Origin of the sequence: Paenibacillus sp. GCM10027630, assembly GCF_042676305.1 — a bacterium.
Taxonomy (GTDB): Bacteria; Bacillota; Bacilli; order Paenibacillales; family NBRC-103111; genus Paenibacillus_S.
Genome location: NZ_JBHTGY010000018.1, coordinates 66,481 through 87,610, shown reverse-complemented (window position 1 = coordinate 87,610; position 21,130 = coordinate 66,481). Strand labels below are relative to the sequence as shown.

Sequence of the window (21,130 nt, the reverse complement as noted above, 5' to 3'; positions counted from 1 at the left end):
AGATCGCCGATAATCTCATCACCTCCTTAAAGTTTGCGGTTCTTCGGACGCAACGCCCAAGAGACGAGTGCCAGAGTTGCAAAGCCAAGGGTGGTAAAAATATGGTACGCATAAGCCCCGTAGTCCCCCACGAATGCATGTGATGCAGCAGCGCCCGTCATTTCAAAGAAAATACCGGCGTATGCCCATTCTTTAATCCGCGGAAGACTAGGTACGAGGATGACTATCGCCCCCAGCACTTTCCAACTCCCGATAATGGTCAGAAAGTATGCCGGGTACCCTAATAGATCCACCGTCTCGAGTGTCCCCCATTGAATGGTTATATCCCCGATTCCTCCGCTCCCAACAACGAATGCAAGCAGCGCCGTTGTAATCCAATAAGTGATATCTTTTCCCCGGGAATGAGTTTCTTCCTTCGCAGTTGTTTCCGTACCGACAATCTTGCTCATTTGTTTCCTCCTCACAATAAATATGGATACCATATGGTGTCGCTTATGAGCATAGGACACCATATGGTGTTGTGTCAATAGTATTTTTTCATCTCCGCAGTTGATTAGCTAAGGAAAGAAGGAGGATGTTTCTTGTTGACAGGACTCTATATAGTGTCCTAAAATAAAGACACCATTTGGTGTAATTTCATTTCATGCGAAGGAGTGGATGATGATGAGCGCAGTTGCACAGACACGGGATGTCTATTATGCCGTGGCCGATCCGACCCGGCGTGAAATCATTCGGCTGCTGGCGGATGCGGAAGAATTGCCGCTCAATCGGTTAACTCCGCATTTTGCGATGGGCCGAACCGCAGTCTCCAAGCATTTGACGATTTTGAAGGAAGCCGGCCTCGTGAGTGAGCGTAAAGTCGGCCGTGAGACGCGAAACAGTCTCAATCCCGCACCGCTGAAGGAGCTTCAGGATTGGTTGTCGTACTACGAAAAATTTTGGAAACAAAATATGGTTCGTCTGGATCAACTTCTTAAGGAGGAACAGGAATGAAGCAGGATCTATCGCTCGACTTTCAGTTCAAAAGTTCAATCAAGCAGGTGTGGAACGCCTTGACCGACTCCGATAAGCTGGCGAAATGGGTCATGGACAACGATTTCAAACCGATTGTCGGCCACCGTTTTCAGTTCCGAAGGGAACCGGTCGAAGGGTGGGATGGCATCATCCATTGCGAAGTGCTGGAAGTCGTCGAGCCGCACCGTTTGTCATATACTTGGGACAGCGGCGGAGAGAACACTACGATTATCTGGACATTGCAAGAAAATAAAGACGGAACGGTCCATCTGCATCTTGATCACACCGGCTTCAGTAAAGTTCAAGCGCTCGGAGGCGCAAAATACGGCTGGACGAGCATGTGCGGACAACTTGAAAAAGTATTGGTTGAATTGTAAAACAATTCTGTTTCAGATATTCAATGTTTTGACTCGAATCAACATAATCCGAACGGCTTAGTTTTTAGTGAAATGTGGATTCCTGTTGATATAAAAAAGTGATAAAAGGAGCGATAAAAATGTCCTATATCGTTGATTTTAAAAATGTGTCTACGGTTGGTTTAGAATCTTCACCTGTAGCAGATGCGCTTGCTGGTTTACGTGCGAATGAAGCTCGTTACTTCATGAACAAATACAAGCATGAATTTACAGTGGTACCAGCTAGCGAAAGCCAGGAGACCCTCGATTATGTGAACCGAATTTTGAAAGAAGAACGTGATATTGAGTTTGTGGCCAAACCTTTAGAAACGTCGTGTCTTCAAGTGGAAAATATCAAATGGACCTTCGTCTTTTATGAGGATGGTCTAGCGGTCAACGTCCTGTATACGCTTGATAACCCTAAGAAGCGGGCCGTTGGTTTTAAGCTTTCTGAGGGGATGGAGGTACCAAAGGAGTTAGAAGAGAAGAAGTTTAAGTTTGCTAGACAGAAGTCAAAACTAGCTGGAACAATTCGAGGCACGTTTTTTGTAATTAAGCGAGAATATTAAAAGAAGCAAAAGGCAAGTGTAGCGGTGGATCCGATATTTCGTTCGCAACGCCGCGCTACACCACATTGCGTTAAACGTTCCTGTATAGCCTAAGAAATGGGCTTTGTCAAAAAAAAGAGCGCCTCGGTATGATGGGTTTGTCGACGGGTAAATACCCAACACCATCAAGGAGGCGCTCTTTGTTATGAAGTTTAAACAATCGGATGGACAAAATCAACGGATTGAACGAACTACCAAACAGGGGGAGACTGCTAGTTTTAATGAACTTGAAATAAAACCGTCCAGACGGTATAATTATTATGGGTGGTGGTGAAAATGATCTCAAGTAAAAAAAATTTAAAAAGAGAATTAATTCTCAATACCGTCTCACAAATTGTACGTGAAGAAGGTGTCGAAAAATTAACCTTGGAAGCTGTTGCCAATAGGGCGGGTATTAGTAAAGGAGGATTGCTGTATTATTTCCCCAATAAAGATACGCTTATTCTTGGAATGATCGAACAATTATCCAATCACTTTGTTGATGAGTTTAATCAAAAGGCACAAGATGATCCACAACCACAAGGTAAGTGGACACGTTCCTACATAGAGACAACCTTTTGCGAAGATAATAGCTACGTGAATGATTTGTATACCGCTCTTTCAGCAGCTCATTTTACTAATCCAGAAATGCTAGAGCGACTACAAAAAGACTATTCTGAAATTCAACAAAAAATTGAGAATGACGGATTAGACCCTATTCGATCGACGCTCATACGTTTAGCAATAGATGGATTATGGTTTGCTGAAATGTTTGGGCTGGCTCCCCCAAAGGGAGAACTAAGACAAAAAATTATTGATGGACTGAAAGCAAATTTAGAGGAGGAAAAATAATGGCATATTTTTTCTTGGCAATCTCTATCATTGGTGAGTTGATCGGTACATCGATGCTTAAGGCATCACAAGGATTCACTAAACTATATCCAACTCTATTCACACTAGTTGCCTTTGTTACCTCGTTCTATTTTCTCTCGCTTGCACTCAAAGCACTTCCCTTGAACATGACTTACGCTATCTGGTCAGGGGTAGGCGCAGTAGCAACTGTGCTTATTTCGGTCCTAATTTGGAAAGAAAAAATAAACACTGGAAGCATTGCAGGTATATCTTTAATCGTAATTGGGGTTGTGATTTTGAACTTGTTCGGTGCAGGACATGGCGAGGCACAAAATGAGAAAGAAACGGTAAGTTCAGTTGTCCAAAAATAAACTCTTGATAGAGTAGATCATTGTGCTAACGGAAAACGATAGTGGAGGACTCGATTCGCGGCAGCTCCTCTTCCATAGTTGAAAAGTTAACTTTCCGGTATTAATATGACACAAGGTGACATATTTAAGGTCTATAATGAATGGTAGATCAACGAAAGGAGTAACAAATCATGAAACGAAGAATAATTTTAGATTTAGCAGTTACTTTAGATGGTTTTATTGAAGGGAAAAATGGGGAAGTTGATTGGTGCATTATGGACTCTGAGATAGGGTTTATTAATTTCTTAAATCAAATTGATACTATTTTATACGGAAGAAAAAGCTATGATATGTGGGGACAATTTACTCCAGAAATTGAAGATACTGAAACTGAAAAAGAAATGTGGGGATTGGTTCATAGTAAAGAAAAATATGTGTTTTCCAGAACGCAAAAAGGGACTGATACTAAAGCATTATTTATAAATGATAATATTCTTGAAGAAGTAAATAAATTAAAGAATAAGGCTGGTAAAGACATCTGGTTATATGGTGGAGCGAGTCTTATTACAACTTTTATCAATTTAGGACTTGTTGATGAATTTAGATTATCTGTTCATCCTGTTATTTTGGGAGAAGGAAAACCGTTGTTTATTGATATTAAACAGAGGTTGAATTTAAAATTGGTTAATACAAGAACGTTCTCCTCTGGCGTTGTGCAACTAATCTATCATTTGAATGGGGAATAATGTTAATATGTAATAATTATTTAATTCAGGGGTGTTTGACTATAAAAACAATTGGGCTAATAGGTGGAATGAGTTGGGAGTCATCCTTGCTTTATTACCAAATCATCAATCAGCGTGTGAAGGAAAAATTAGGCGGACACCATTCTGCAAAAAGTCTTATGATTTCGGTGGATTTTCATGAGATCAAGACTCTTCAATATGAGGGGAACTGGGATGAAGCCACAAAAATCATGACTGATTCTGCACAAAAACTTGAATCTGGCGGATCAGATTGCATTGTCATATGCACGAATACCATGCACAAGATGGCAAAAGAAGTAGAAGAATCGGTTTCAATACCATTACTGCATATAGCTGATGCAACGGCAAATAAAATTGTTGAATGTGGTATTAAAAAAGTCGCTTTACTCGGTACTGCTTTTACGATGGAACAAGATTTTTACAAGGGTAGACTTATTGAAAAATTTGGACTTGATGTTATCGTTCCAGATGAAGCAGATAGGAAGATTGTACATGATATCATCTATGAGGAACTTTGTCTCGGAATTATTAATGAAAATTCGAAACAGTCCTACTTAGAGATAATTAATAGTCTTGTCCATGATGGAATAGAAGCCGTTATCCTTGGCTGCACAGAAATCACCTTATTAATATCTCAACTGGATTGCAGTGTACCTATATTTGATACAACGAAAATCCATGCTGAATATGCAGTGGATTTTGCTATGAAAGATTAAATAGATGATACGTAAAGGAGCAGCGAAGCAGGTTTCGTTTTTAGGATTTTGGTTAGAAAATACCTTATATATGTTCCAAGGCAGCCGACCGGAATTGGGTCGGTTGCCTTTTGTGCTAACAGAGGATACTAGTAAACTTTATGCATACTTAATATAGTCATTCGTTCGGTATTGGGTGGGGTCTATTTCCATAGCCACCGCGGACAATATAACAAAGGATAAACCAGATATCTCCATTTCGTGGCTGACTCCGATTACGGATCAGTAGGCAGGAGGGGTCGTGATGAAGATTGTTCAGGAGATAGCTTACGATACTATACTTGGATACGTATTCTTTCAATGGTACTAGAAGGAAAATGAAGAAGTAGAGGATTCTGAGGACTCTCTGCTTGTATAAGTAAACTTGCTTTGTTATTAAGACAATATTCCGCTACTTGACTGATCCGGCAATTTGCCGGATTTTTTGTAGTATATCCTCATTGTCCATACCTTCGCCCATAGCAAACACTTTTCGAATTTTTCCTGCTCCATCGACGAGAAACAAGGAGGTCACGGTATGGACAAATGAGCCATCCGGCATCTTCTGTACCATGACACCAAAGCTTTTGGCAACCTCTCCGGTTTCTGCCTCAGTCCCAGTCAACAGCTTCCATCCATCATAGTCCATCCCCATACGATCCCCATACTTCTTGAATTCTTCAGGTGTATCCTTGAGTGGATCAAAGGTAATTGATAAAAATTGTACCTTGTTTCCCCAAATCCCTTCCTTTTTAAGCTCATTTTGCAGTTTCACCATATTGTAAGTGGTCATGGGACAAACGTCCGGGCAGCTGGTAAATAAAAACTCAATCAGTCGTACTTTTCCAGCAGAATCGCTTAATTGCACCTTTTCTCCTTTAAGACTGTTTAAAGTAAATGAGGGAGCCTGCTTGATCACGGGCAGCGCGGGACTATCTTGATTAAGCCATGAAATGACACTACCTATAAACAGAGCAAACAGCAGTGTAACCAGCAATTTAAATCCATTCTTTCGTAAAAAAGCGTTCATCGTTATCTCCTTAATCGATGTATTCATCGGACTGTTGTAGAATTGGCCTCATTATAGCACAGTCCATACGGAAGCCCCATAACTCGAAAGGGCTAGATTGTCATTACAAACGTGAAAGTATGTCCAAGAACTCCTTGTTTTTGCCATAACTAACCTGACTTTGACACTTTGTAGTCATTTTAATCATGAAACGTTTGGCTATAATAGGAATGGAGATCGACTATATACATGTCTTGAAGGAGGGTATTAGGATGAATAGAAACATACGACTAAGTCAGGAAGATACGACGGGTAGATCAAAGCGCAAAATAAGAAATACAGATGGTATCAAACAATTCAGCAATCAAAAAACGATACACGCCTTTAAGAAGGCGCAAGAAGCTATAGAAAGGCTAATGAAGCGGAATCAAAAAATTAATTTCAATACGGTTTCCCTGGAAGCTGGGGTATCCAAGCCCTTTTTGTATACTCAATCAAAGCTTCGCCAACAAATTGAAAGCCTTAGAGAACAGACTGATCAAGCACCGCTTTCGGAACTCTCCCTCATGATTTCCTTAAAACAAGAAAATGAGAAGCTAAAACGTGAGGTAGATAAGCTACAGAATCTAGTAAGAAAAACCACTGACATTATCTCTTGACAAAAATATATAGTAAACAGCGTGACCTGTTCAAATACATTTCATAAATGTAGCTCTAACGAGGCATTTTGAGGAACCACGATTTCGATATAATCATCCTTGTCGTTTACGGCAAGGATTTTTATTTGTTTAAGGAGAGGGGATTGGATGCATTATGGATTTTCCGACAATAGATTTCGGTTGGATCGGAAATGGAAACTTGATCGGTATGATGGCGGTTCTGCACGTCATGATCAATCATGCGGTCGCAATTGGAGGCTCAATACTTATGGTCTCTATCGAATACGTTGCGGTTAAACAGCAGAACGAGCGTCTCGAAGCTTTTTCAAAATGGCTTAGCAAATGGGTTTTGATCATTACAACCACGCTTGGGGCCATGACGGGGGTAGGTATTTGGTTCACGACGACAATCATTCAGCCTTATGCTATTGGTTCGCTGATCCGTATTTTCCACTGGGCCTGGTTTACGGAATGGCTCGTATTTGTCTCTGAGGTTATTCTGATCCTGATGTATTTCTATACATGGGACCGATGGAGCGGGGATAAGAAGAAGCTGCATTTGCGCACAGGAGTCGCTTTATGCGTAATGTCCTGGTTCACTATGGTACTGATTACGGGTATATTGGCCGCACAAATTAATCCTGGGAATTGGGCGAAACTTTATCCTTTTGGAGCGCCTTTCTTAACGAGACCTGGATTCCTTCAACTTTGTTCCGAACCTTCACGGCTATAACACTTGGAGTCGCTTTGCTTGCTCCAGTTACGAGATGGTTTGTCAAAAACAGACTGGACCGTGTAACCGTTGCAAAGCTCTTTGGAAAATGGCTGCTCCTTTCAGTTCCTCTTATGCTCGCATCTGGGATCTGGTATCAACGGACTTTACCTGAAAAGGCACAATCGCTTGTTGTGTGGGGCTCCGGTATGAGCGATTTGACCTTCGCTATTATTAACGTAACCGGCTTATTGTTGATTTTTGTGTTAGGGATTATGTTTCTTGACGGAAGAGCAAATTTTCCTATCGGTCTAACCCTATTTACAGCGTTATTTTCCCTGCTGCTCCTGGCTGAATTTGAAATTATCCGCGAAAATATTCGCAAGCCTTATGTCATTTATAATTATATGTATGCCAATGGTGTGTTGAAATCGGACTTGGAACGCTACAATAAAGAAGGCATGCTAAGAGAGTCTAGATTATCCGGGATTCAAAAGGTAACGGAGACGAACAAGCTGCAGGCGGGTGAGGAGCTGTTTCGGATGCAGTGCATTTCTTGTCACAGTATAGACGGAGCTCGTCGAAACAGAGCTATGGCTGTACGTGTCAACGGATGGAGCGAAGACGCCATCGCGTCCTTTATCCCCAATATGCACCAAGTGCGCTCAGCTATGCCTCCATTTGCCGGCAATGAAGAGGAAGTAAAAGCGTTGGCTGCATATATTCATAGCGTTGTGAATGAGAAACAAGTGCAGGCTGGCAGCAACGCTGCTTCACAAAAATAGGATCAGTAAATGAGAGAGGGGATCATATATGGGAAATCACGCATGGTTACGTACGGAATCGCCTGTACCGAACGATTTGGGTCTAGCCATACCGGGCAATCTGCCGATGTTTGAAGTTATAATCGTTGTAGGCTTTATCCTTCATATCCTGTTTGTCAATCTATTAGTCGCGGGAAGTGTATCCGCTGTCTATCTGGAGATTAAAGGAATCGTCAAAAAAGAACGGATCTATGACAGTGTAGCTTACAAGCTGGCAACACAAATATCCATCTTTAAAAGCATTGCAGTGGTGCTTGGCGTAGCACCCTTATTAATCATTAGCACGATCTACACGCAGTTCTTTTACCCTTCCACCATATTGATCGGGCATATGTGGCTGATGATGATTCCTCTACTAATCGTTGCGTTTCTGGCCTTGTATGTGTATAAGTTTACATGGGAAGTATGGCGCGATCGTAAAAGGATGCATCTATTTTTTGGTCTGTTAGGTATGGGGATTCTCTTATTTATTCCGCTTTTGTTTATTACTAATGTTGCTTCCATGCTGCAACCAGAGCTATGGGACGTAACAAGAGGTTTCTGGAGGTCGCTGTTTCATTATCCAACTATTTGGCAGCGGTATATGCATTTCATAGCTGCGAGCTTTACCATGACAGGCATGTTTATGTATTGGTGGTGGGGAAGATCGCATCGGCATTCCCATGATCCGGTTGCCAGCGAAAGCAGACGATTCGGAAAGAGACTTGCAGCGAGCTTTACCTTACTGCAGCTTGCAGCAGGTCCACTATTGTTATTAAGTATGGATGTCAGTGTCAAGAAGGCTTTCATGGGTGGATCATTGTTTCACACAGGCTTGCTCGTTTTGGCGATAGCATTGGCTGTTGTTTTAAGCTGCATGCTTCTGAAATTGATGAAGGCTGATAACCACCGGCTGTTTGTATCGTCCTTGGTATTATTGCTGATTGTTTTAAGTTTAATGAGTTGGATCAGGCATGAGGTAAGAGAGCTTTACTTGGCTCCATATGTTAAGGAATCTCCGCGAAATGAACAGAATTAATCAAGCATGTATGTAGATTACAAGGAACAGGCCGCAAAGCTGATAAAGCTTTGCGGCCTGTTTACTTCATGTTATTTTTTCTCGGCCAACCAACGAGCCAGATTGGCTATTTCTTCATCCTTAATCGTTCCTTTAAAAGCAGGCATTCCACCTCTACCGCTTTGAATGAGCTTGTAGAGCTGTTGATCCGACAGCTTGCCGCCAACCTTCTGGAGGTTGGGACCCATTTTTCCCTCCAAATCCGTTCCATGACATGCGATGCAGGATTGCTTGTAAATCGCCTCTGCCGCTTGGGCATTTAACGGAGCATCCGGCATTGCGGGTGCCGTGGCTGCCTGTTGTATTTCCCCTTGATGGTTGTTCACTTGGATGAACAGTACGCTTATCCCAACCACACAGGCAATGCCGCATAGCAAAGCCATTGTCCATTTGAGCATAGGTAGTCTCCCTTCGGTTTTTTCTCGAATATACTAGCATTTTGACTGAATGCTTGTATATAGCACTTTTGAGTCAGGTTGAGATGCTATCAGGCCACTTCGTTACAGTCAGGTGAAGAACCCGAGAACAGATAGCTCTTACGAGTCATAGGTTTTTATTGAAAATTATGGTTAGATTAAAAAGAAGATTAAGGAAGGAGTAGTACTATGCTGTATAAAAACATTAAAAGTCTTATTCTGATCATACCCACCCTAACGATTGGCTTATGGGAGTATGCACGTCATACGTTTTTATTGCCCTACATTTCTATGGAGCTTGGGAACTGGCTGGCTCCCCTGCTTGTATTCGTAGTGACCATGACTTTATTGCGCAAGCTGTTCTGGATGCTGGAGGTACTTCAAGAAATGCTGCAGCAAGAAAGAAGCGATAAAGCGGCTCTTATGGAACGCGAGAAAATTTCCAGGGAGCTTCATGATGGCATTGCTCAAACCTTATTTCTGCTATCTGTTAAAGTAGACCAAATGGAGCAGGAAAATGAGAAGAGGAAAGAACCGTTAAACAGCTTCCGTAAAACGGTCCATCAAGTTAATGAATATGTCAGACATGCCATTGCCAGCTTACGTTATCCACCTGTAGCCGAATCCAAGCCATGGGGAGAGTCCATCCACAATCTGGTCCTTGATTTCAAGAAAGATACAGGCATTGCAGCTGAATTGAAATGGCAGCTTCGTGAGGAACGACTTTCATTAAAAGAAAAGGTAGAGCTGTACGCAACCTTGCGGGAAGCTCTCATCAATGTGTACAAGCATGCAAATGCACGACATGCATGGGTAATCGGGGAAGAAGAAGCGGAAGGCTGGAGATGCAAGGTTACCGATGATGGAATCGGCATTCAGGTAGACAGCATGGCGAATCCCAAGGGGTTTGGTATTACTATTATGAAGGAGAGAGCACAGGAAATGGGCTGGTTCTTAGCTTTTAAACAAGAGGGTAGTGGAACAACGGTCGAGGTAGGAAGGAGGGGATAGCTATAATTCAACCCATACGATTGATGTTGGTCGATGATCACGCGCATGCACGTCAAGCCATGCGAGAAATTATTCAGATGGATCCTGAGTTCGATATTGTGTGTGAGGCTACGAATGGTCGGGATGCTATCGCGTTGGCTGAACAGTGGATGCCCGATCTTATATTGATGGATATTAATATGCCGCAGCTAGATGGTTTAGAGGCTACCAAAATTATAAAAGAGCGGTTTCCTTATGTAAAAATTGTAATGGTGACCGTATCTGATGATATTACACACCTTTTTGAAGCCTTGAAAAAGGGAGCACAGGGATATTTATTGAAAAATTTAAATCCTGTATCCTGGCATAAATATCTTCGAGCGGTGGCTATCGATGAAGCTCCCATGTCAAGGGAAGTCGCCGTGCGTCTGCTTCAGGAGTTTTCTTCCATCAAAACAAGCGTTCCCGAGCATTCACCGCTTACAACGCGTGAAAAGCAAATATTGGAATGCGTGGCTCAAGGAAAAAGCAACCGGGAAATTTCAGAATCACTTGCTATATCAGAGCATACGGTGAAAAATCATTTAAAAAATATTTTACACAAGCTTCACTTGGACAATCGGGTGCAGCTTATGCGATACGCATATGAGAAGGGCTGGTTCAGAGGACGTACCTAAACTAAAGGAGGAAGAGTCTTATGATTAAACAATGGATGCTATTTTTAGTCGGATGTATGGTACTTGTCGGAATGACGGCATGTGGCAGCACTCAAGGAAGTACTTTGGACAAAAAGCAGACAGCTGCTACTACACAAAGTGGTGCTGCAGATGCAGAGACTATCTACAAAAGCAGCTGTATAGCTTGTCATGGAGCCAATCTAGAGGGCAAAGCTGGACCCGGCTTACAGAAGATAGGGGCCAAGCTTGGTAAAGAGCAAATTGCGACCAAAATTCAAAACGGAGGCGGAGGTATGCCAAGCTATAAAGGCAAATTAAGGAATGAAGAAGTACAATCGCTCTCGGAGTGGTTGTCGGCGAAAAAATAAGCACATGTCCATGAACGCATTTGCTCATGACGGCTGAACTCAAATCAACTTACGGGTGAGTAGAGTCTCGATTACTGTCGGGTGACAAGAACTTTATCCCATTCCCGACAATGGTTACATAACGTGGGTATTACTGGCCAAATCACCGCAATCAATCAATTGAACAGAGTATCAAGCAAACGGGCAGTTTAATATAGGTAAAATAAGGGAATTAAATATTTACATTCACGAACATTTGTTCTAATATTAAAAATAGAATCAACGGTTATGCCATAAATATTGGGAGGTATTTAAAATGAAACGGATTAGCGAGTTTACATTTGTTTTCCCACAGAACACGGAAGAGGAGCGAGAGTGGGGTGCCCATTTTCTCCATCTACTGGAATATATCCCCACGTGTAGACAGGGCAGTACGGCTTTGCCTAGGATCGGATTCCGGTGGGAGAATGGGGCCTTACCCGCTGTATATTGGAGCACTAGTGAAGATTCGGATAGACCTATTCCTCTAGGTTACGGTGTCGAGAGTATCGAGTCCGTACAAGAGGGAGCGCTTTCTATGGAGCAACTGTACAAGCGACTTGAAGGTAGGTTGATCGGAATGGATCACGCGGGCGTGAACATCCCTACGGCTTCAATCATACCTTCGGATTGGACGGCATTGTTGTTGGAATTGGCTGAAAGGGCGAATCTTTATCGTTACCCAGGCGAAGACTGGCCGTTCATTCTGCCCGCTGAGCAAGGGGAATTCGAGACTGATATTACCAACTTCTCTGTCAAGAGAACGCCTAAGTTTGAGCTTGTTCACGATAAGTATACGAAAAGTCCGATTTTCCAATTCGCGTTGGAGACAGATCTATCGAGGAAGGAGTCCGAAGCGCTTTTCCCTGACCCGATCGGCTTCGCGATCCCAGGGCTGGACGAGATTTTTCGATCATTATTCATTCGTCATCCCTGGGAAATGGAGATGGCAATCCGGTTCGATTTATACTATAAACCGGCAAGCCTGGAACTGTCGGATTGGGAGACCGGGGAATGGCTGGTCGTGAACGGCGGACGAATGGTGGGAAATACCCCTAAGAGCCAATGAATTGGTTAAATCATTTATAGTATTACGCTAAACATTCCTGTTGAGCCTAAGAAATTGGCTTTGTAAAAAAAGGAGCACCTAAGGTATGATGGGTTTGTCCACTACACCATCAAGGAGGCGCTCTTACTATGAAGTTTAAACAAACCGACGGACAAAATCAACGAATTGAACAAATTACTACTTCGCATCTCGTCGTTGGGATCGACATGGCCAAAGAAACTCATGTGGCACAGTCCACAAATTTCCGAGGAATCGTCATTTCAAAACGACATCTCTCATTTTCAAATAGCATTGACGGTTTTGAAAAACTGAGCCGCTGGATGACTGAATTACAGCAGAAACATCGATTAAAGAAGCTCATCATCGGCATGGAGCCAACCGGTCATTACTGGTTTAACCTGGCCAACTGGTTATCAGATAAGGGGTTACACGTGGTCATGGTAAACCCTGCTACGACGAAGCGTAATAAAGAAAACCGAGATAACTGCCCATCAAAAAACGATCCCAAAGATGCTCTGGTTATCGCTGATGCAGTTAGTCGGGGCTTCTACTATGAGTACACACGTCAATCGCTTGTGTTCCAACGATTAAAGACGATGATGAGTGATCGAGAATTCTGGGTAACGAACAGTATACGGTTGCAGAATCGGATCGTGCGGTGGCTGGATATCCGTTTTCCCGAGTATCCTTCCGTATTCAAAGACTGGACCTGTAAGCGATCATTGGCAACTCTCAAGACATTTCCTAGCCCACAAGATTTGGAAACGTATACAGTGCCGGATGTAATCCATGCTTGGCGAGTCCATATGCAGCGCGCTGGGGGTTCTACGGGGATAGAGAAGGCCGCACAGCTCATCGCACAGGCCAAACGCAGTGTCGGAGATCGAACCGCTGTAGAGGAATCGAAGCTCGACTTAAAACGGCTCATTGAAGAATATGAACGAGTTACCACCATGCTTGAGGAGATTGAAAAGGATATCGAAGCTCTGCTTACTGAGATTCCAATGGCGCAGCAGATTCGTACCATAAAAGGTCTCGGAAAGATCTTCACAGCGGCCATACTAGCTGGCACAGGAGATCTAAGACAGTATGCACATGGACGTCAGGTATTACGAAAGGCAGGCCTAAATTTGGCCGAAAGTACGTCTGGAAAGCGAAAAGGGCGAATTATTCTTTCGAAACGAGGAGACTCGGCTTTGCGAAAATATCTCTATCTCGCGACGGTTCTGCTTGTTTGGAATAACCCTGTATTCCGGCATCTTCATGAGCATAATTTGCAAGAAAAGAAGATGAAAAAGCAGCAATCCATATTTAAGTTAATTGGAAAGCTAGCACGTATTCTAGTTGGAATTGTTCAGCGAGGAGAAAATTTCACACCTGAGAAAACCGTCCTGACCTGGACAGAAGCAGCTTAAGTTAAGAAGCATCACGTATATTGACTCGTTCGTAGGATTTCACAAAGAAAGCACGGAGGACCGAGCTCGTGTCCCAAAAGGGCTAAGACCCATCCGCTAAACGCTATCGGTCTCCACACCTTGGACAGGTATGACGAAGGAATGTAAGGGCAGCGACCCGTTGAGATCTGGGAGGGTGAACCTCCAGGGGATTTGTGGAGTATGCGTGCAGTAGAAACTAACTGGGGGATATTTCCTGATAGTTCCTTTATTTCCGCATGCCCAGCCCACCACCTCAACCGGTCTTATCCGTGCATCTTCTTAAGATTGACCGAATTCCAGGTGACGAAATCCTGCGAATGAGTGAGTAAATGTTAGATAAACCCTTAAAACCGAGGGACGGGACATTTGTGTGAAAGTGATCATTTAGACTTAGCCAAAAAATAAAATCCCATTCCTACTATTGTAAATAATCCTCCAACGATTTGGAAAGAGCTTACGGCTTCTCCCAAGATAAAGTAAGCAAGAATTATGGCAAGAACAGGTTCACCAATAACACCCACTGAAACAGTAGTTGCACCGATTGATTTTAGCAACAGATTAAATATAAGATGCCCAAATATAGTTGGAATTAAGGCAAGTAATAAAAAGTACATCCAATCAGAGGAACTATAGTCTATTAAAGAAAAATGGTTCATTAGGCTGTATATCAGCATGACGCAACCACCAATGAAAAAAACAATAACGCTGTATACATTAGCTAGAATTTTATGGCTCACTTTTTGCCCTGCTAGCATATAAGCAGAAATAGCGACAGTCCCCAATAAGGAAAGTAAATCTCCAGTCAGCGCTTCTCTTGAAACGCCTATATCTCCCCAAGCTATAATGATAGAACCGAAAACGGCAGTTATCATACACAGTACCATTAATTTGTTTACTCGTTCTTTAAATATAAAATAAGATCCAATCATTACGAATAGAGGTTGTAAAGTCAAAATAACCATCGAACTTGCTACCGATGTATACGATAAAGACTCCATCCAAAATAAAAAATGTAATCCAAGAAAAAAACCAGCTGATAAAACAAGAAGCCAGTCGTACTTAGTTAATTTTATTAATCTTAGCTTTTTCCAAGATACAAAAGGAAGCAGAATCAATACAGTTATATATAACCTATACATTCCTGCAACAGACGGAGGAGTATTTGATGATTTAATCATAATTGACGATACAGCAATGGCAAGAATACTGATAAACAGCAAAAAATACGGATTAACTGCCACATTTGATATATTTAGTTTCATGGGTACCTCCACGCTTGGATCATGTGTTCAACGTATTCTACAAAGCGGCCTGTCTTCCTTCACCGCAGGGGCAGACTGGCAACGGTTTTGACAAAATCATAGAAAGCAGCGTCATAAGTGTAGTTTTGAGTAAATTGTAAACGATTTATATCCGTTGTACTAGTTTCGCAGCAATTATATGAATAAACATTAATTAATATTGTTAAATATTAATCAGACTAAATGCGCATCACTCGCATTGCAGACTAGTAATTTTGCCATTTAATGTCGAAGGATGTGATGTGTTTCGGTAAAGATAAAAAATAAAAGAGTGATTCGACTTTATAAATATACATATTTATAAAGTATCCAAAGTATGATATTGTATAAATAAGGAAATTACATCAAACCAAGAATTGGAGGCGTTTTCATGAAAGGTTGGATCCAGGCGGGTACAGTAGAGGAACTTCGAGAGCAAGGTCCGAAACTGATCAAGGGGGGCATTGTTGTTTTTTATCACGAGGATGAAGTGCATGCACTTGACAACCGATGCCCTCACCTCGGTTTTCCCCTCCACATGGGAAGTTTGAGCAACGGAATTTTGACATGTCATTGGCATCACGCGCGGTTTGACGTATGCAGCGGTGGAACACTCGACCCTTGGGCTGACGATGTTCCGGTACACGACATAACCGTTCATGATGGATTAATTTGGGTCAACCCGAATTCCCGGAACGGCAATCAAATACAGCTGTATAAAGACCGGCTTCTGAGCGGCCTTGAGCAAAATATCGGCCTCGTCATCGCCAAGGCCATAGTCGGATTAATGGAGGCGGGCGTTCCCGAGACGGAAATCACAGCGATCGGGATCGAATTCGGGGTCAAACAGCGGAGACAAGGGTGGGGTTCCGGATTAACGATTCTTACCGCGATGGCTAACGTCCTGCCCAAGCTTGATAAACAAGGCCGTATCCTTGCGTTGTTTCAAGGGTTGCTGCGTACGGCACGTGACTCAGCTGGAAGCGGAACGCGCTACTTGCTCGATCCGCTCCCGAATACGGGCGTTTCCGAAGAACGATTGTCGGGATGGTACCGCGATTGCATCGAGGTTCGGGATACGCGCGGTGCCGAACGGGTGCTGCTGACCGCCATTCAGGCGGGGGCGGATGAGAAGCGGTTATTCTCAATGATGAGCATTGCTGCGACGGACCATTTCTATATTAATGGAGGCCACACACTCGATTTCCATAATAAGTCATTCGAGAGCTTGAAGTATGTCGGGCTTGAGCAGCGAAAATATGTCCTCGCCTCGCTCGTTCCGATGTTTGGAGACGCCTCGCGCAGCGAAGAGCTTCACAGCTGGCAGTCTCCGGTCAATTTGGTTCAACCGTTGAAGGAAGCGTTCGAAGAGCTGTCGAATAAGGGTGTTTCGTCAGATAGCGGGGGCTCAGGCATCGACGACGAGGCGCTTCTCCAAACGCTGCTCGGAGACGAACCGTTGCGGACCGTTCGCGTGCTAAAGGAAGCTTTGCTCGGCGGCGCCTCTCCGGTGCGCATCTCGCAAATTGCCGCATTGGCTGCGGCGGAACGGGTCGTCCGCTTCCATACACAGAACGATTTCGGGGACTGGATTTCGGTGCTACACACGTTTACGCATGCTCACGCCGTTCACGAAGGTTTGATCCGTTCCACCGATCCATGGCTGGTTCGCGGCATTTTCCATACGGCGGCTACGATTTACCTCGACCGGTTTTTGAACATCCCGGCTGCCCCGAGACCGGCTGCAACTGGCGCGGCTGAGGAAGTGCCACAGCCCGCGGAGCTGCTTGAGATTCTCGACAAACAGCAGCAGGTGGCGCCAGCGGCGGCATGGGTGATCCGCTATCTGCGCAGCGGCGGAAAACCGGAGCCTTTATTTAGCGTATTGGGTCATGCGCTGCTTCGAGAGGATGCGGAATTCCACTCCTTCCAAATGTACGAGGCGGCCGTATCGGAATATGACCGCTGGACTTCCGAGTCAGGACCGTTCGCTGAGAAAGCCCGGGAAACGCTGATCCTTGCGGTAACGCGTTATTTGGCGGCTCATGCTCCGACTTCCCGCGAGACACCTCATACGGCGAAAATTGCATGGCGCCTCCATCGCGGCGAGAAACTGTTCGAAGAAGAATAAAGTGAGATACCCAGCCCGCTGTGATTATTGCAAAAGTATTTTCATTTGTAAAGTGAAATGTTGTCTGTTATTACAATGTAGGGAGATTTGCAAAATAACTGTCCAATGACACAAATGTGCCTACATAACATATTGAAGAAAAGCTTGAGGAATCAGGCTTTTTATTTTTTATGTAGGGAGAATTGTGTCATTTGAAAATGCACAATTCTCCCTACATTGTCGCGAAGTATAGTTGCACATGTTAGAAAATATTGTTGCAGAGTGAGAAAATATAGTATTAGACTGTCGGAGACATTAAGCTAACTGGCAGTTTAGCGATAAGCAAATATTATAAAAAAAGGTAATAAGTTGATTCCTGACGAATTATTATTGTTAAGACATTATGTGAAATACCATAATAATGGTAAAAATTATTGGAGAAAGAAGAGATTTTTCTATGAACTTGCAAGATTTATTAAATGAAAAACCAACAAAAAAATGGCATGAACGTATGGTGGAATATGGAGATGATCTATTTACACATAAACGATTAGAGTTATGCGATAAGATAATTGATAAATATATTAACGAATTGAACCTAATACAGGAAAATCCTGACCAGGAGAAGATCATGACTTTGGTTGGAGAAATAGTAGTTTCTTTTAACCAGTTGAATGAAGAGAATGACTTTTTCATAGAGACAATGGAAAGAGAAGAATTGGCTGAATTCATTGATATAGCGGCAAAGCTAGCTGGACTCAAAGTTGAAGAAGGGCAGGATATAACAGAAGAATGGCGAGAATGGTAATGGTAGGGGGTAACTCAGCTAACGGGTACGATAGCTTTAAAAACAAAATGACGCGGCTGCCACATTACACAACACAACAACCCAGGCGTTAACTACTAAGATTGGATATCGTCGTTCGACACAAAGGAAAACCGGAAGAAGCGGAAGCAGATGAGCCACAAATATGTGGGGGGGCTAACGATCGAGAGGAGGCTGGATGAGCTGGAGTAGGGATAGCGCTTATGCAGGATGGGCGGGGGCAATGACCTAGCTGACCGACAAACAAAACTCCCGGAGCAGCCGCCACAAATAGACGTGCGATGGCTGCAACCGGGAGCGTTCTCTACGAGCGCGAGGTTGTGATATAGACAAGAAAATAATTGAAACTCAGTAGTCAATTGTTCGGTGCATAATAACATTGGTTAGAATTTACTGTTATCAGCTAGTAGATTCTAATGAATGGTGGTGATAGAATGGCGATCATTGACGTGTATCCTAACAGTTCGACAGCTATTCAAGATGCTGTTACTTTGTCCAACCCTGGGGACGTTATACGGGTGCATCCAGGTGTTTATCGTGAAGATGTTCAAATTGCTAGTGAAAAAAGCAATATTCGCATCATTTCTAAAATCAGACAGGGTGCGATTTTAGACGGAAGTCATACTCTGCTTGAAGCCTTTGCACTGAATGACGTGGCGGGTGTCGAAATTGAAGGATTTATAATAAAGAACTATATTTCTGGAGGTATTCGGATTTTTAGAGGAAAATCGAATCGGGTTCTTCATAACAAAATCAGTAAGATAGAAGGGACCAGCCAACCAGTTGGTATATTTGTAACGAATTCCGCGGGTAATTTTTTCATGAAGAATACGATCGAGCAAATTGGCAAAGCAGGAACAGGCACTGGGATGAGTTTAAATGTGGTTACAGGAACCTGGGTCATTCAAAACAAACTACAATATAACGCAGCCCACGGGATCGAAGTCCTAGACAGTATTCATGATGCGATAGTAGATAATAAAATTTCCAAAAATAAGGGAGTGGGGATTCAGATCAGAGGATCTGAGAATCACCTAATCCTAAATAATAAGTTATACTCTAATGGATCTAACGCCGTGGATGCACAAAGCACGAATAATTATATTGTGAACAGTAAGATAAAAGGAAATCGCGAGAATGGCTTGTTGCTCTCATTTAATTATAACTTTGCAGGATTCAACGAAATTAAGGATAATCATCAAAGTGGCATTCAAATTGACTCCGATTATAATGACATTCAGGGAAATGAAATTAAGAAAAACATTAACAATGGAGTGTTTATTCGAGCATCGCATACTGGGAACATGGTATTTGATAATGAGATTAAAAAGAATAAGTCGCATAATATAAAAGACTTCGGGGTAAACAATAACATTTTTCAGAATAGAATCAATTAGCCTCTGAGCGCTCATGTTATTTGTCGGTAAGATTTCACCTTCAGTGACGTGAGCGTTTGGTTGCTTTACTTGGCTTATATAAATCATAACTATTTCAGGGACATGCTTCCTGTTGTGCTGCTTTAGACAGTCTTGGACCCTATCCCATACTGGAAGTAGGTAGGGGTACAATGCACATGCAGTTCAATTCCCACATCAGCTGCAATTTGCTCAATCTCCTTGTCGCCAAAGAAATTCTTCACTATAATGGCATGATCACCATTGTTAAGTTTCCGAACCATCGTTTGCCCAGATGCCCCCACTACATGAGACTCACGGGTTCCTGCTACTTCTCGATCATCGACAAAGAACATTTTCCCTCCGGTCTTCAAACAGCGTGATACCATGGTGAAGAAGCCAACCAGTCTCTCTCTTGGTAAATGCGATATCCAAAAAGTAAAAGCAACTGAATCATATAACTGATCAGGAGACCATGTGAAAAGGTCAGCAATGATCGTCCTCAAATTGGGTTCAGCAACTACCGGATTATGCGAAAGCATTTCTACGGAGCCGTCTACAACTGTCAGTTTCCGGGCTTCTTTTAAGTACAGACAACTCCAAGTGCCGGTCCCCGCCGCAAGTTCAAGAAAGTCACCCTGAAAATGCTCAGCTTTAAAAGAATCTTTAACCATGCTGACCTCATCAAACCAGATTCGGTTGGCTTCTTCTCCGTGATTAAATGTGCTACGACGGTACCACCAGTCGTCATACTCTGGAGCTCGTTCTCGATAATAGTTCAGCTGATCTTGAAGCTGCTGATCTGTCACACTTTCGTACGAAGCACCTTCGCGCTCTTTGCTGTTCATGCAAACATCTTTCCTTTCTCTCATCGGGGCTAGAGCCTATGTTTTCTCCATTGACCATGCCGATTTGGTACAAGAACATATATTGTTTCCCGCAATTGAGGAATCTTTTCAAAATGATCAGTTATTCATTAGCTAACAGGCAGGATCGTTCCAATATGTGGTATATTTGATTAAAATGACATTTTCTAAGCGGAGGTACTTATGAATCCTGCTTTTGACACCTATATCCAATCACTGGCCGGTCGGGACGTAACCGTCATCGGCGCCGGTGTTAGCAATTCACCCCTGATCCGCATGCTGTGTTCGGCCGGGGGGCGCGTCACCGTGCGTGACCGCAATCCGGCCCTGCCCCGGGAGGAGTGGGACAATCTAGGCGTCGTGTTGCGCTTAGGGGAAAATTATCTGGATCACGTTGGGGGCGACCTGGTGTTCCGTACTCCAGGCATGCGCCCAGACCATCCGGCGCTGGAATCGGCCCGCGCTGGTGGCAGCCGTGTGACCAGTGAGATGGAGGAGTTCTTTGCGCTGTGTCCGTGTCCTATTTTCGGCGTGACCGGTTCGGACGGTAAGACTACCACCACATCGTTGATTGCAGACATGCTGGCTGACGGAGGGCGTACGGTTCATATGGGCGGCAACATTGGTACTCCACTTCTGACGCGCGTGGGGGAGATGTCGTCGTTGGATGCGTGTGCGGTCGAGCTATCCAGCTTCCAGCTGATTTGACGCGCTCTCCCC

General features: G+C 43.4%; 26 protein-coding genes. 21 read left to right on the top strand and 5 right to left on the bottom strand.

Annotation, left to right across the window (positions count from 1 at the left end; translation table 11 throughout):
- Positions 1-26 precede the first annotated feature (26 nt).
- Entirely contained in the window at positions 27-449 is a 423-nt protein-coding gene (locus ACFQ0C_RS10180) for a DoxX family protein (protein WP_379366404.1), read from the bottom strand.
- 214 nt (positions 450-663) lie between these two features.
- Here ACFQ0C_RS10180 and ACFQ0C_RS10175 point away from each other — a divergent pair, with 214 nt between their 5' ends.
- From ACFQ0C_RS10175 to ACFQ0C_RS10140, 8 genes are all read left to right on the top strand, one after another.
- Positions 664-993, top strand: a complete 330-nt coding sequence (locus tag ACFQ0C_RS10175; RefSeq protein ID WP_258213671.1) for an ArsR/SmtB family transcription factor — start codon at positions 664-666, stop codon at positions 991-993.
- Positions 990-1,391, top strand: a complete 402-nt coding sequence (locus ACFQ0C_RS10170) for an SRPBCC family protein (RefSeq protein ID WP_379366401.1) — start codon at positions 990-992, stop codon at positions 1,389-1,391. Before ACFQ0C_RS10175 ends, ACFQ0C_RS10170 begins: the two co-directional genes overlap by 4 nt.
- 119 nt (positions 1,392-1,510) lie before the next feature.
- A complete protein-coding gene (locus tag ACFQ0C_RS10165) occupies positions 1,511-1,978 on the top strand; it encodes a phage tail protein (protein WP_379366399.1) in 468 nt (155 codons plus the stop codon).
- A gap of 184 nt (positions 1,979-2,162) precedes the next feature.
- Positions 2,163-2,291, top strand: a complete 129-nt coding sequence (locus tag ACFQ0C_RS10160; protein WP_379366397.1) for a hypothetical protein — start codon at positions 2,163-2,165, stop codon at positions 2,289-2,291.
- Positions 2,292-2,293: 2 nt separating this feature from the next.
- Positions 2,294-2,848, top strand: coding sequence for a TetR/AcrR family transcriptional regulator (locus ACFQ0C_RS10155; protein WP_379366395.1), 555 nt, complete (start codon positions 2,294-2,296; stop codon positions 2,846-2,848).
- The gene (locus ACFQ0C_RS10150; RefSeq protein ID WP_379366393.1) at positions 2,848-3,219 is read left to right on the top strand and encodes a DMT family transporter; all 372 of its coding nucleotides are present in this window, start codon (positions 2,848-2,850) and stop codon (positions 3,217-3,219) included. Before ACFQ0C_RS10155 ends, ACFQ0C_RS10150 begins: the two co-directional genes overlap by 1 nt.
- Before the next feature lie 170 nt (positions 3,220-3,389).
- Positions 3,390-3,944 (top strand): dihydrofolate reductase family protein, encoded by a 555-nt coding sequence (locus tag ACFQ0C_RS10145; RefSeq protein ID WP_379366391.1) that lies wholly within the window; start codon positions 3,390-3,392, stop codon positions 3,942-3,944.
- 41 nt (positions 3,945-3,985) lie between these two features.
- Positions 3,986-4,681, top strand: a complete 696-nt coding sequence (locus ACFQ0C_RS10140) for an aspartate/glutamate racemase family protein (RefSeq protein WP_379366424.1) — start codon at positions 3,986-3,988, stop codon at positions 4,679-4,681.
- Between the two features lie 430 nt (positions 4,682-5,111).
- On the opposite strand, the gene ACFQ0C_RS10135 is transcribed toward ACFQ0C_RS10140, so the two are convergent.
- Positions 5,112-5,729, bottom strand: coding sequence for an SCO family protein (locus ACFQ0C_RS10135; RefSeq protein WP_379366389.1), 618 nt, complete (start codon positions 5,727-5,729; stop codon positions 5,112-5,114).
- A 251-nt stretch (positions 5,730-5,980) separates the two neighbouring features.
- On the opposite strand from ACFQ0C_RS10135, the gene ACFQ0C_RS10130 reads away from it, so the two are divergent.
- The 4 genes from ACFQ0C_RS10130 (at position 5,981) to ACFQ0C_RS10115 (ending at position 8,921) form a co-directional block, all read left to right on the top strand.
- A complete protein-coding gene (locus ACFQ0C_RS10130; RefSeq protein WP_379366387.1) occupies positions 5,981-6,367 on the top strand; it encodes a DUF6262 family protein in 387 nt (128 codons plus the stop codon).
- A gap of 154 nt (positions 6,368-6,521) precedes the next feature.
- Positions 6,522-7,100 carry a hypothetical protein gene (locus ACFQ0C_RS10125; protein WP_379366385.1) on the top strand — a complete coding sequence of 193 codons (579 nt, stop codon included), beginning with the start codon at positions 6,522-6,524 and terminating at the stop codon, positions 7,098-7,100.
- Positions 7,076-7,864, top strand: a complete 789-nt coding sequence (locus ACFQ0C_RS10120; protein WP_379366383.1) for a c-type cytochrome — start codon at positions 7,076-7,078, stop codon at positions 7,862-7,864. Before ACFQ0C_RS10125 ends, ACFQ0C_RS10120 begins: the two co-directional genes overlap by 25 nt.
- A 28-nt stretch (positions 7,865-7,892) precedes the next feature.
- Positions 7,893-8,921 carry a cytochrome c class I gene (locus ACFQ0C_RS10115; protein ID WP_379366381.1) on the top strand — a complete coding sequence of 343 codons (1,029 nt, stop codon included), beginning with the start codon at positions 7,893-7,895 and terminating at the stop codon, positions 8,919-8,921.
- 71 nt (positions 8,922-8,992) lie between these two features.
- Here the strand turns inward: ACFQ0C_RS10115 and ACFQ0C_RS10110 are convergent, their stop codons facing one another.
- Positions 8,993-9,358 carry a c-type cytochrome gene (locus ACFQ0C_RS10110; RefSeq protein WP_258213661.1) on the bottom strand — a complete coding sequence of 122 codons (366 nt, stop codon included), beginning with the start codon at positions 9,356-9,358 and terminating at the stop codon, positions 8,993-8,995.
- Positions 9,359-9,565: 207 nt separating this feature from the next.
- Between ACFQ0C_RS10110 and ACFQ0C_RS10105 the strand changes: the two genes are divergently transcribed.
- The 5 genes from ACFQ0C_RS10105 to ACFQ0C_RS10085 all read left to right on the top strand — a co-directional run bounded on the left by ACFQ0C_RS10105 (position 9,566) and on the right by ACFQ0C_RS10085 (position 13,913).
- A complete protein-coding gene (locus ACFQ0C_RS10105; protein WP_379366378.1) occupies positions 9,566-10,387 on the top strand; it encodes a sensor histidine kinase in 822 nt (273 codons plus the stop codon).
- 23 nt (positions 10,388-10,410) lie between these two features.
- A complete protein-coding gene (locus tag ACFQ0C_RS10100; protein WP_379366376.1) occupies positions 10,411-11,043 on the top strand; it encodes a response regulator in 633 nt (210 codons plus the stop codon).
- Between the two features lie 20 nt (positions 11,044-11,063).
- Positions 11,064-11,411 (top strand): c-type cytochrome, encoded by a 348-nt coding sequence (locus tag ACFQ0C_RS10095; RefSeq protein WP_379366374.1) that lies wholly within the window; start codon positions 11,064-11,066, stop codon positions 11,409-11,411.
- Between the two features lie 295 nt (positions 11,412-11,706).
- A complete protein-coding gene (locus tag ACFQ0C_RS10090) occupies positions 11,707-12,498 on the top strand; it encodes a hypothetical protein (RefSeq protein WP_379366372.1) in 792 nt (263 codons plus the stop codon).
- A 128-nt stretch (positions 12,499-12,626) separates the two neighbouring features.
- The gene (locus ACFQ0C_RS10085) at positions 12,627-13,913 is read left to right on the top strand and encodes an IS110 family RNA-guided transposase (protein ID WP_379366370.1); all 1,287 of its coding nucleotides are present in this window, start codon (positions 12,627-12,629) and stop codon (positions 13,911-13,913) included.
- A gap of 401 nt (positions 13,914-14,314) precedes the next feature.
- On the opposite strand, the gene ACFQ0C_RS10080 is transcribed toward ACFQ0C_RS10085, so the two are convergent.
- Positions 14,315-15,196, bottom strand: a complete 882-nt coding sequence (locus ACFQ0C_RS10080; RefSeq protein WP_379366368.1) for a DMT family transporter — start codon at positions 15,194-15,196, stop codon at positions 14,315-14,317.
- A 409-nt stretch (positions 15,197-15,605) separates the two neighbouring features.
- Between ACFQ0C_RS10080 and ACFQ0C_RS10075 the strand changes: the two genes are divergently transcribed.
- From ACFQ0C_RS10075 to ACFQ0C_RS10065, 3 genes are all read left to right on the top strand, one after another.
- A complete protein-coding gene (locus tag ACFQ0C_RS10075; protein WP_379366366.1) occupies positions 15,606-17,345 on the top strand; it encodes a Rieske (2Fe-2S) protein in 1,740 nt (579 codons plus the stop codon).
- A gap of 436 nt (positions 17,346-17,781) precedes the next feature.
- The gene (locus ACFQ0C_RS10070) at positions 17,782-18,132 is read left to right on the top strand and encodes a hypothetical protein (protein ID WP_379366364.1); all 351 of its coding nucleotides are present in this window, start codon (positions 17,782-17,784) and stop codon (positions 18,130-18,132) included.
- Positions 18,133-18,584: 452 nt separating this feature from the next.
- Complete coding sequence (locus ACFQ0C_RS10065; RefSeq protein WP_379366362.1) at positions 18,585-19,547, top strand: right-handed parallel beta-helix repeat-containing protein; 963 nt, start codon at positions 18,585-18,587, stop codon at positions 19,545-19,547.
- 122 nt (positions 19,548-19,669) lie between these two features.
- On the opposite strand, the gene ACFQ0C_RS10060 is transcribed toward ACFQ0C_RS10065, so the two are convergent.
- Entirely contained in the window at positions 19,670-20,392 is a 723-nt protein-coding gene (locus ACFQ0C_RS10060) for a class I SAM-dependent methyltransferase (RefSeq protein WP_379366360.1), read from the bottom strand.
- Between the two features lie 201 nt (positions 20,393-20,593).
- Here ACFQ0C_RS10060 and ACFQ0C_RS10055 point away from each other — a divergent pair, with 201 nt between their 5' ends.
- The gene (locus ACFQ0C_RS10055; protein ID WP_379366357.1) at positions 20,594-21,118 is read left to right on the top strand and encodes a Mur ligase family protein; all 525 of its coding nucleotides are present in this window, start codon (positions 20,594-20,596) and stop codon (positions 21,116-21,118) included.
- Positions 21,119-21,130: the final 12 nt, after the last annotated feature.

What these genes read in the sequence shown, in the direction of transcription:
- ACFQ0C_RS10180 (WP_379366404.1), bottom strand. Translation starts at nt 449, where the DNA reads ATGAGCAAGATTGTCGGTACGGAAACAACTGCGAAGGAAGAAACTCAT.
- ACFQ0C_RS10175 (WP_258213671.1), top strand. Translation starts at nt 664, where the DNA reads ATGAGCGCAGTTGCACAGACACGGGATGTCTATTATGCCGTGGCCGAT.
- ACFQ0C_RS10170 (WP_379366401.1), top strand. Translation starts at nt 990, where the DNA reads ATGAAGCAGGATCTATCGCTCGACTTTCAGTTCAAAAGTTCAATCAAG.
- ACFQ0C_RS10165 (WP_379366399.1), top strand. Translation starts at nt 1,511, where the DNA reads ATGTCCTATATCGTTGATTTTAAAAATGTGTCTACGGTTGGTTTAGAA.
- ACFQ0C_RS10160 (WP_379366397.1), top strand. Translation starts at nt 2,163, where the DNA reads ATGAAGTTTAAACAATCGGATGGACAAAATCAACGGATTGAACGAACT.
- ACFQ0C_RS10155 (WP_379366395.1), top strand. Translation starts at nt 2,294, where the DNA reads ATGATCTCAAGTAAAAAAAATTTAAAAAGAGAATTAATTCTCAATACC.
- ACFQ0C_RS10150 (WP_379366393.1), top strand. Translation starts at nt 2,848, where the DNA reads ATGGCATATTTTTTCTTGGCAATCTCTATCATTGGTGAGTTGATCGGT.
- ACFQ0C_RS10145 (WP_379366391.1), top strand. Translation starts at nt 3,390, where the DNA reads ATGAAACGAAGAATAATTTTAGATTTAGCAGTTACTTTAGATGGTTTT.
- ACFQ0C_RS10135 (WP_379366389.1), bottom strand. Translation starts at nt 5,729, where the DNA reads ATGAACGCTTTTTTACGAAAGAATGGATTTAAATTGCTGGTTACACTG.
- ACFQ0C_RS10130 (WP_379366387.1), top strand. Translation starts at nt 5,981, where the DNA reads ATGAATAGAAACATACGACTAAGTCAGGAAGATACGACGGGTAGATCA.
- ACFQ0C_RS10125 (WP_379366385.1), top strand. Translation starts at nt 6,522, where the DNA reads ATGGATTTTCCGACAATAGATTTCGGTTGGATCGGAAATGGAAACTTG.
- ACFQ0C_RS10115 (WP_379366381.1), top strand. Translation starts at nt 7,893, where the DNA reads ATGGGAAATCACGCATGGTTACGTACGGAATCGCCTGTACCGAACGAT.
- ACFQ0C_RS10110 (WP_258213661.1), bottom strand. Translation starts at nt 9,358, where the DNA reads ATGCTCAAATGGACAATGGCTTTGCTATGCGGCATTGCCTGTGTGGTT.
- ACFQ0C_RS10105 (WP_379366378.1), top strand. Translation starts at nt 9,566, where the DNA reads ATGCTGTATAAAAACATTAAAAGTCTTATTCTGATCATACCCACCCTA.
- ACFQ0C_RS10100 (WP_379366376.1), top strand. Translation starts at nt 10,411, where the DNA reads ATGTTGGTCGATGATCACGCGCATGCACGTCAAGCCATGCGAGAAATT.
- ACFQ0C_RS10095 (WP_379366374.1), top strand. Translation starts at nt 11,064, where the DNA reads ATGATTAAACAATGGATGCTATTTTTAGTCGGATGTATGGTACTTGTC.
- ACFQ0C_RS10090 (WP_379366372.1), top strand. Translation starts at nt 11,707, where the DNA reads ATGAAACGGATTAGCGAGTTTACATTTGTTTTCCCACAGAACACGGAA.
- ACFQ0C_RS10085 (WP_379366370.1), top strand. Translation starts at nt 12,627, where the DNA reads ATGAAGTTTAAACAAACCGACGGACAAAATCAACGAATTGAACAAATT.
- ACFQ0C_RS10080 (WP_379366368.1), bottom strand. Translation starts at nt 15,196, where the DNA reads ATGAAACTAAATATATCAAATGTGGCAGTTAATCCGTATTTTTTGCTG.
- ACFQ0C_RS10075 (WP_379366366.1), top strand. Translation starts at nt 15,606, where the DNA reads ATGAAAGGTTGGATCCAGGCGGGTACAGTAGAGGAACTTCGAGAGCAA.
- ACFQ0C_RS10070 (WP_379366364.1), top strand. Translation starts at nt 17,782, where the DNA reads ATGAACTTGCAAGATTTATTAAATGAAAAACCAACAAAAAAATGGCAT.
- ACFQ0C_RS10065 (WP_379366362.1), top strand. Translation starts at nt 18,585, where the DNA reads ATGGCGATCATTGACGTGTATCCTAACAGTTCGACAGCTATTCAAGAT.
- ACFQ0C_RS10060 (WP_379366360.1), bottom strand. Translation starts at nt 20,392, where the DNA reads ATGAACAGCAAAGAGCGCGAAGGTGCTTCGTACGAAAGTGTGACAGAT.
- ACFQ0C_RS10055 (WP_379366357.1), top strand. Translation starts at nt 20,594, where the DNA reads ATGAATCCTGCTTTTGACACCTATATCCAATCACTGGCCGGTCGGGAC.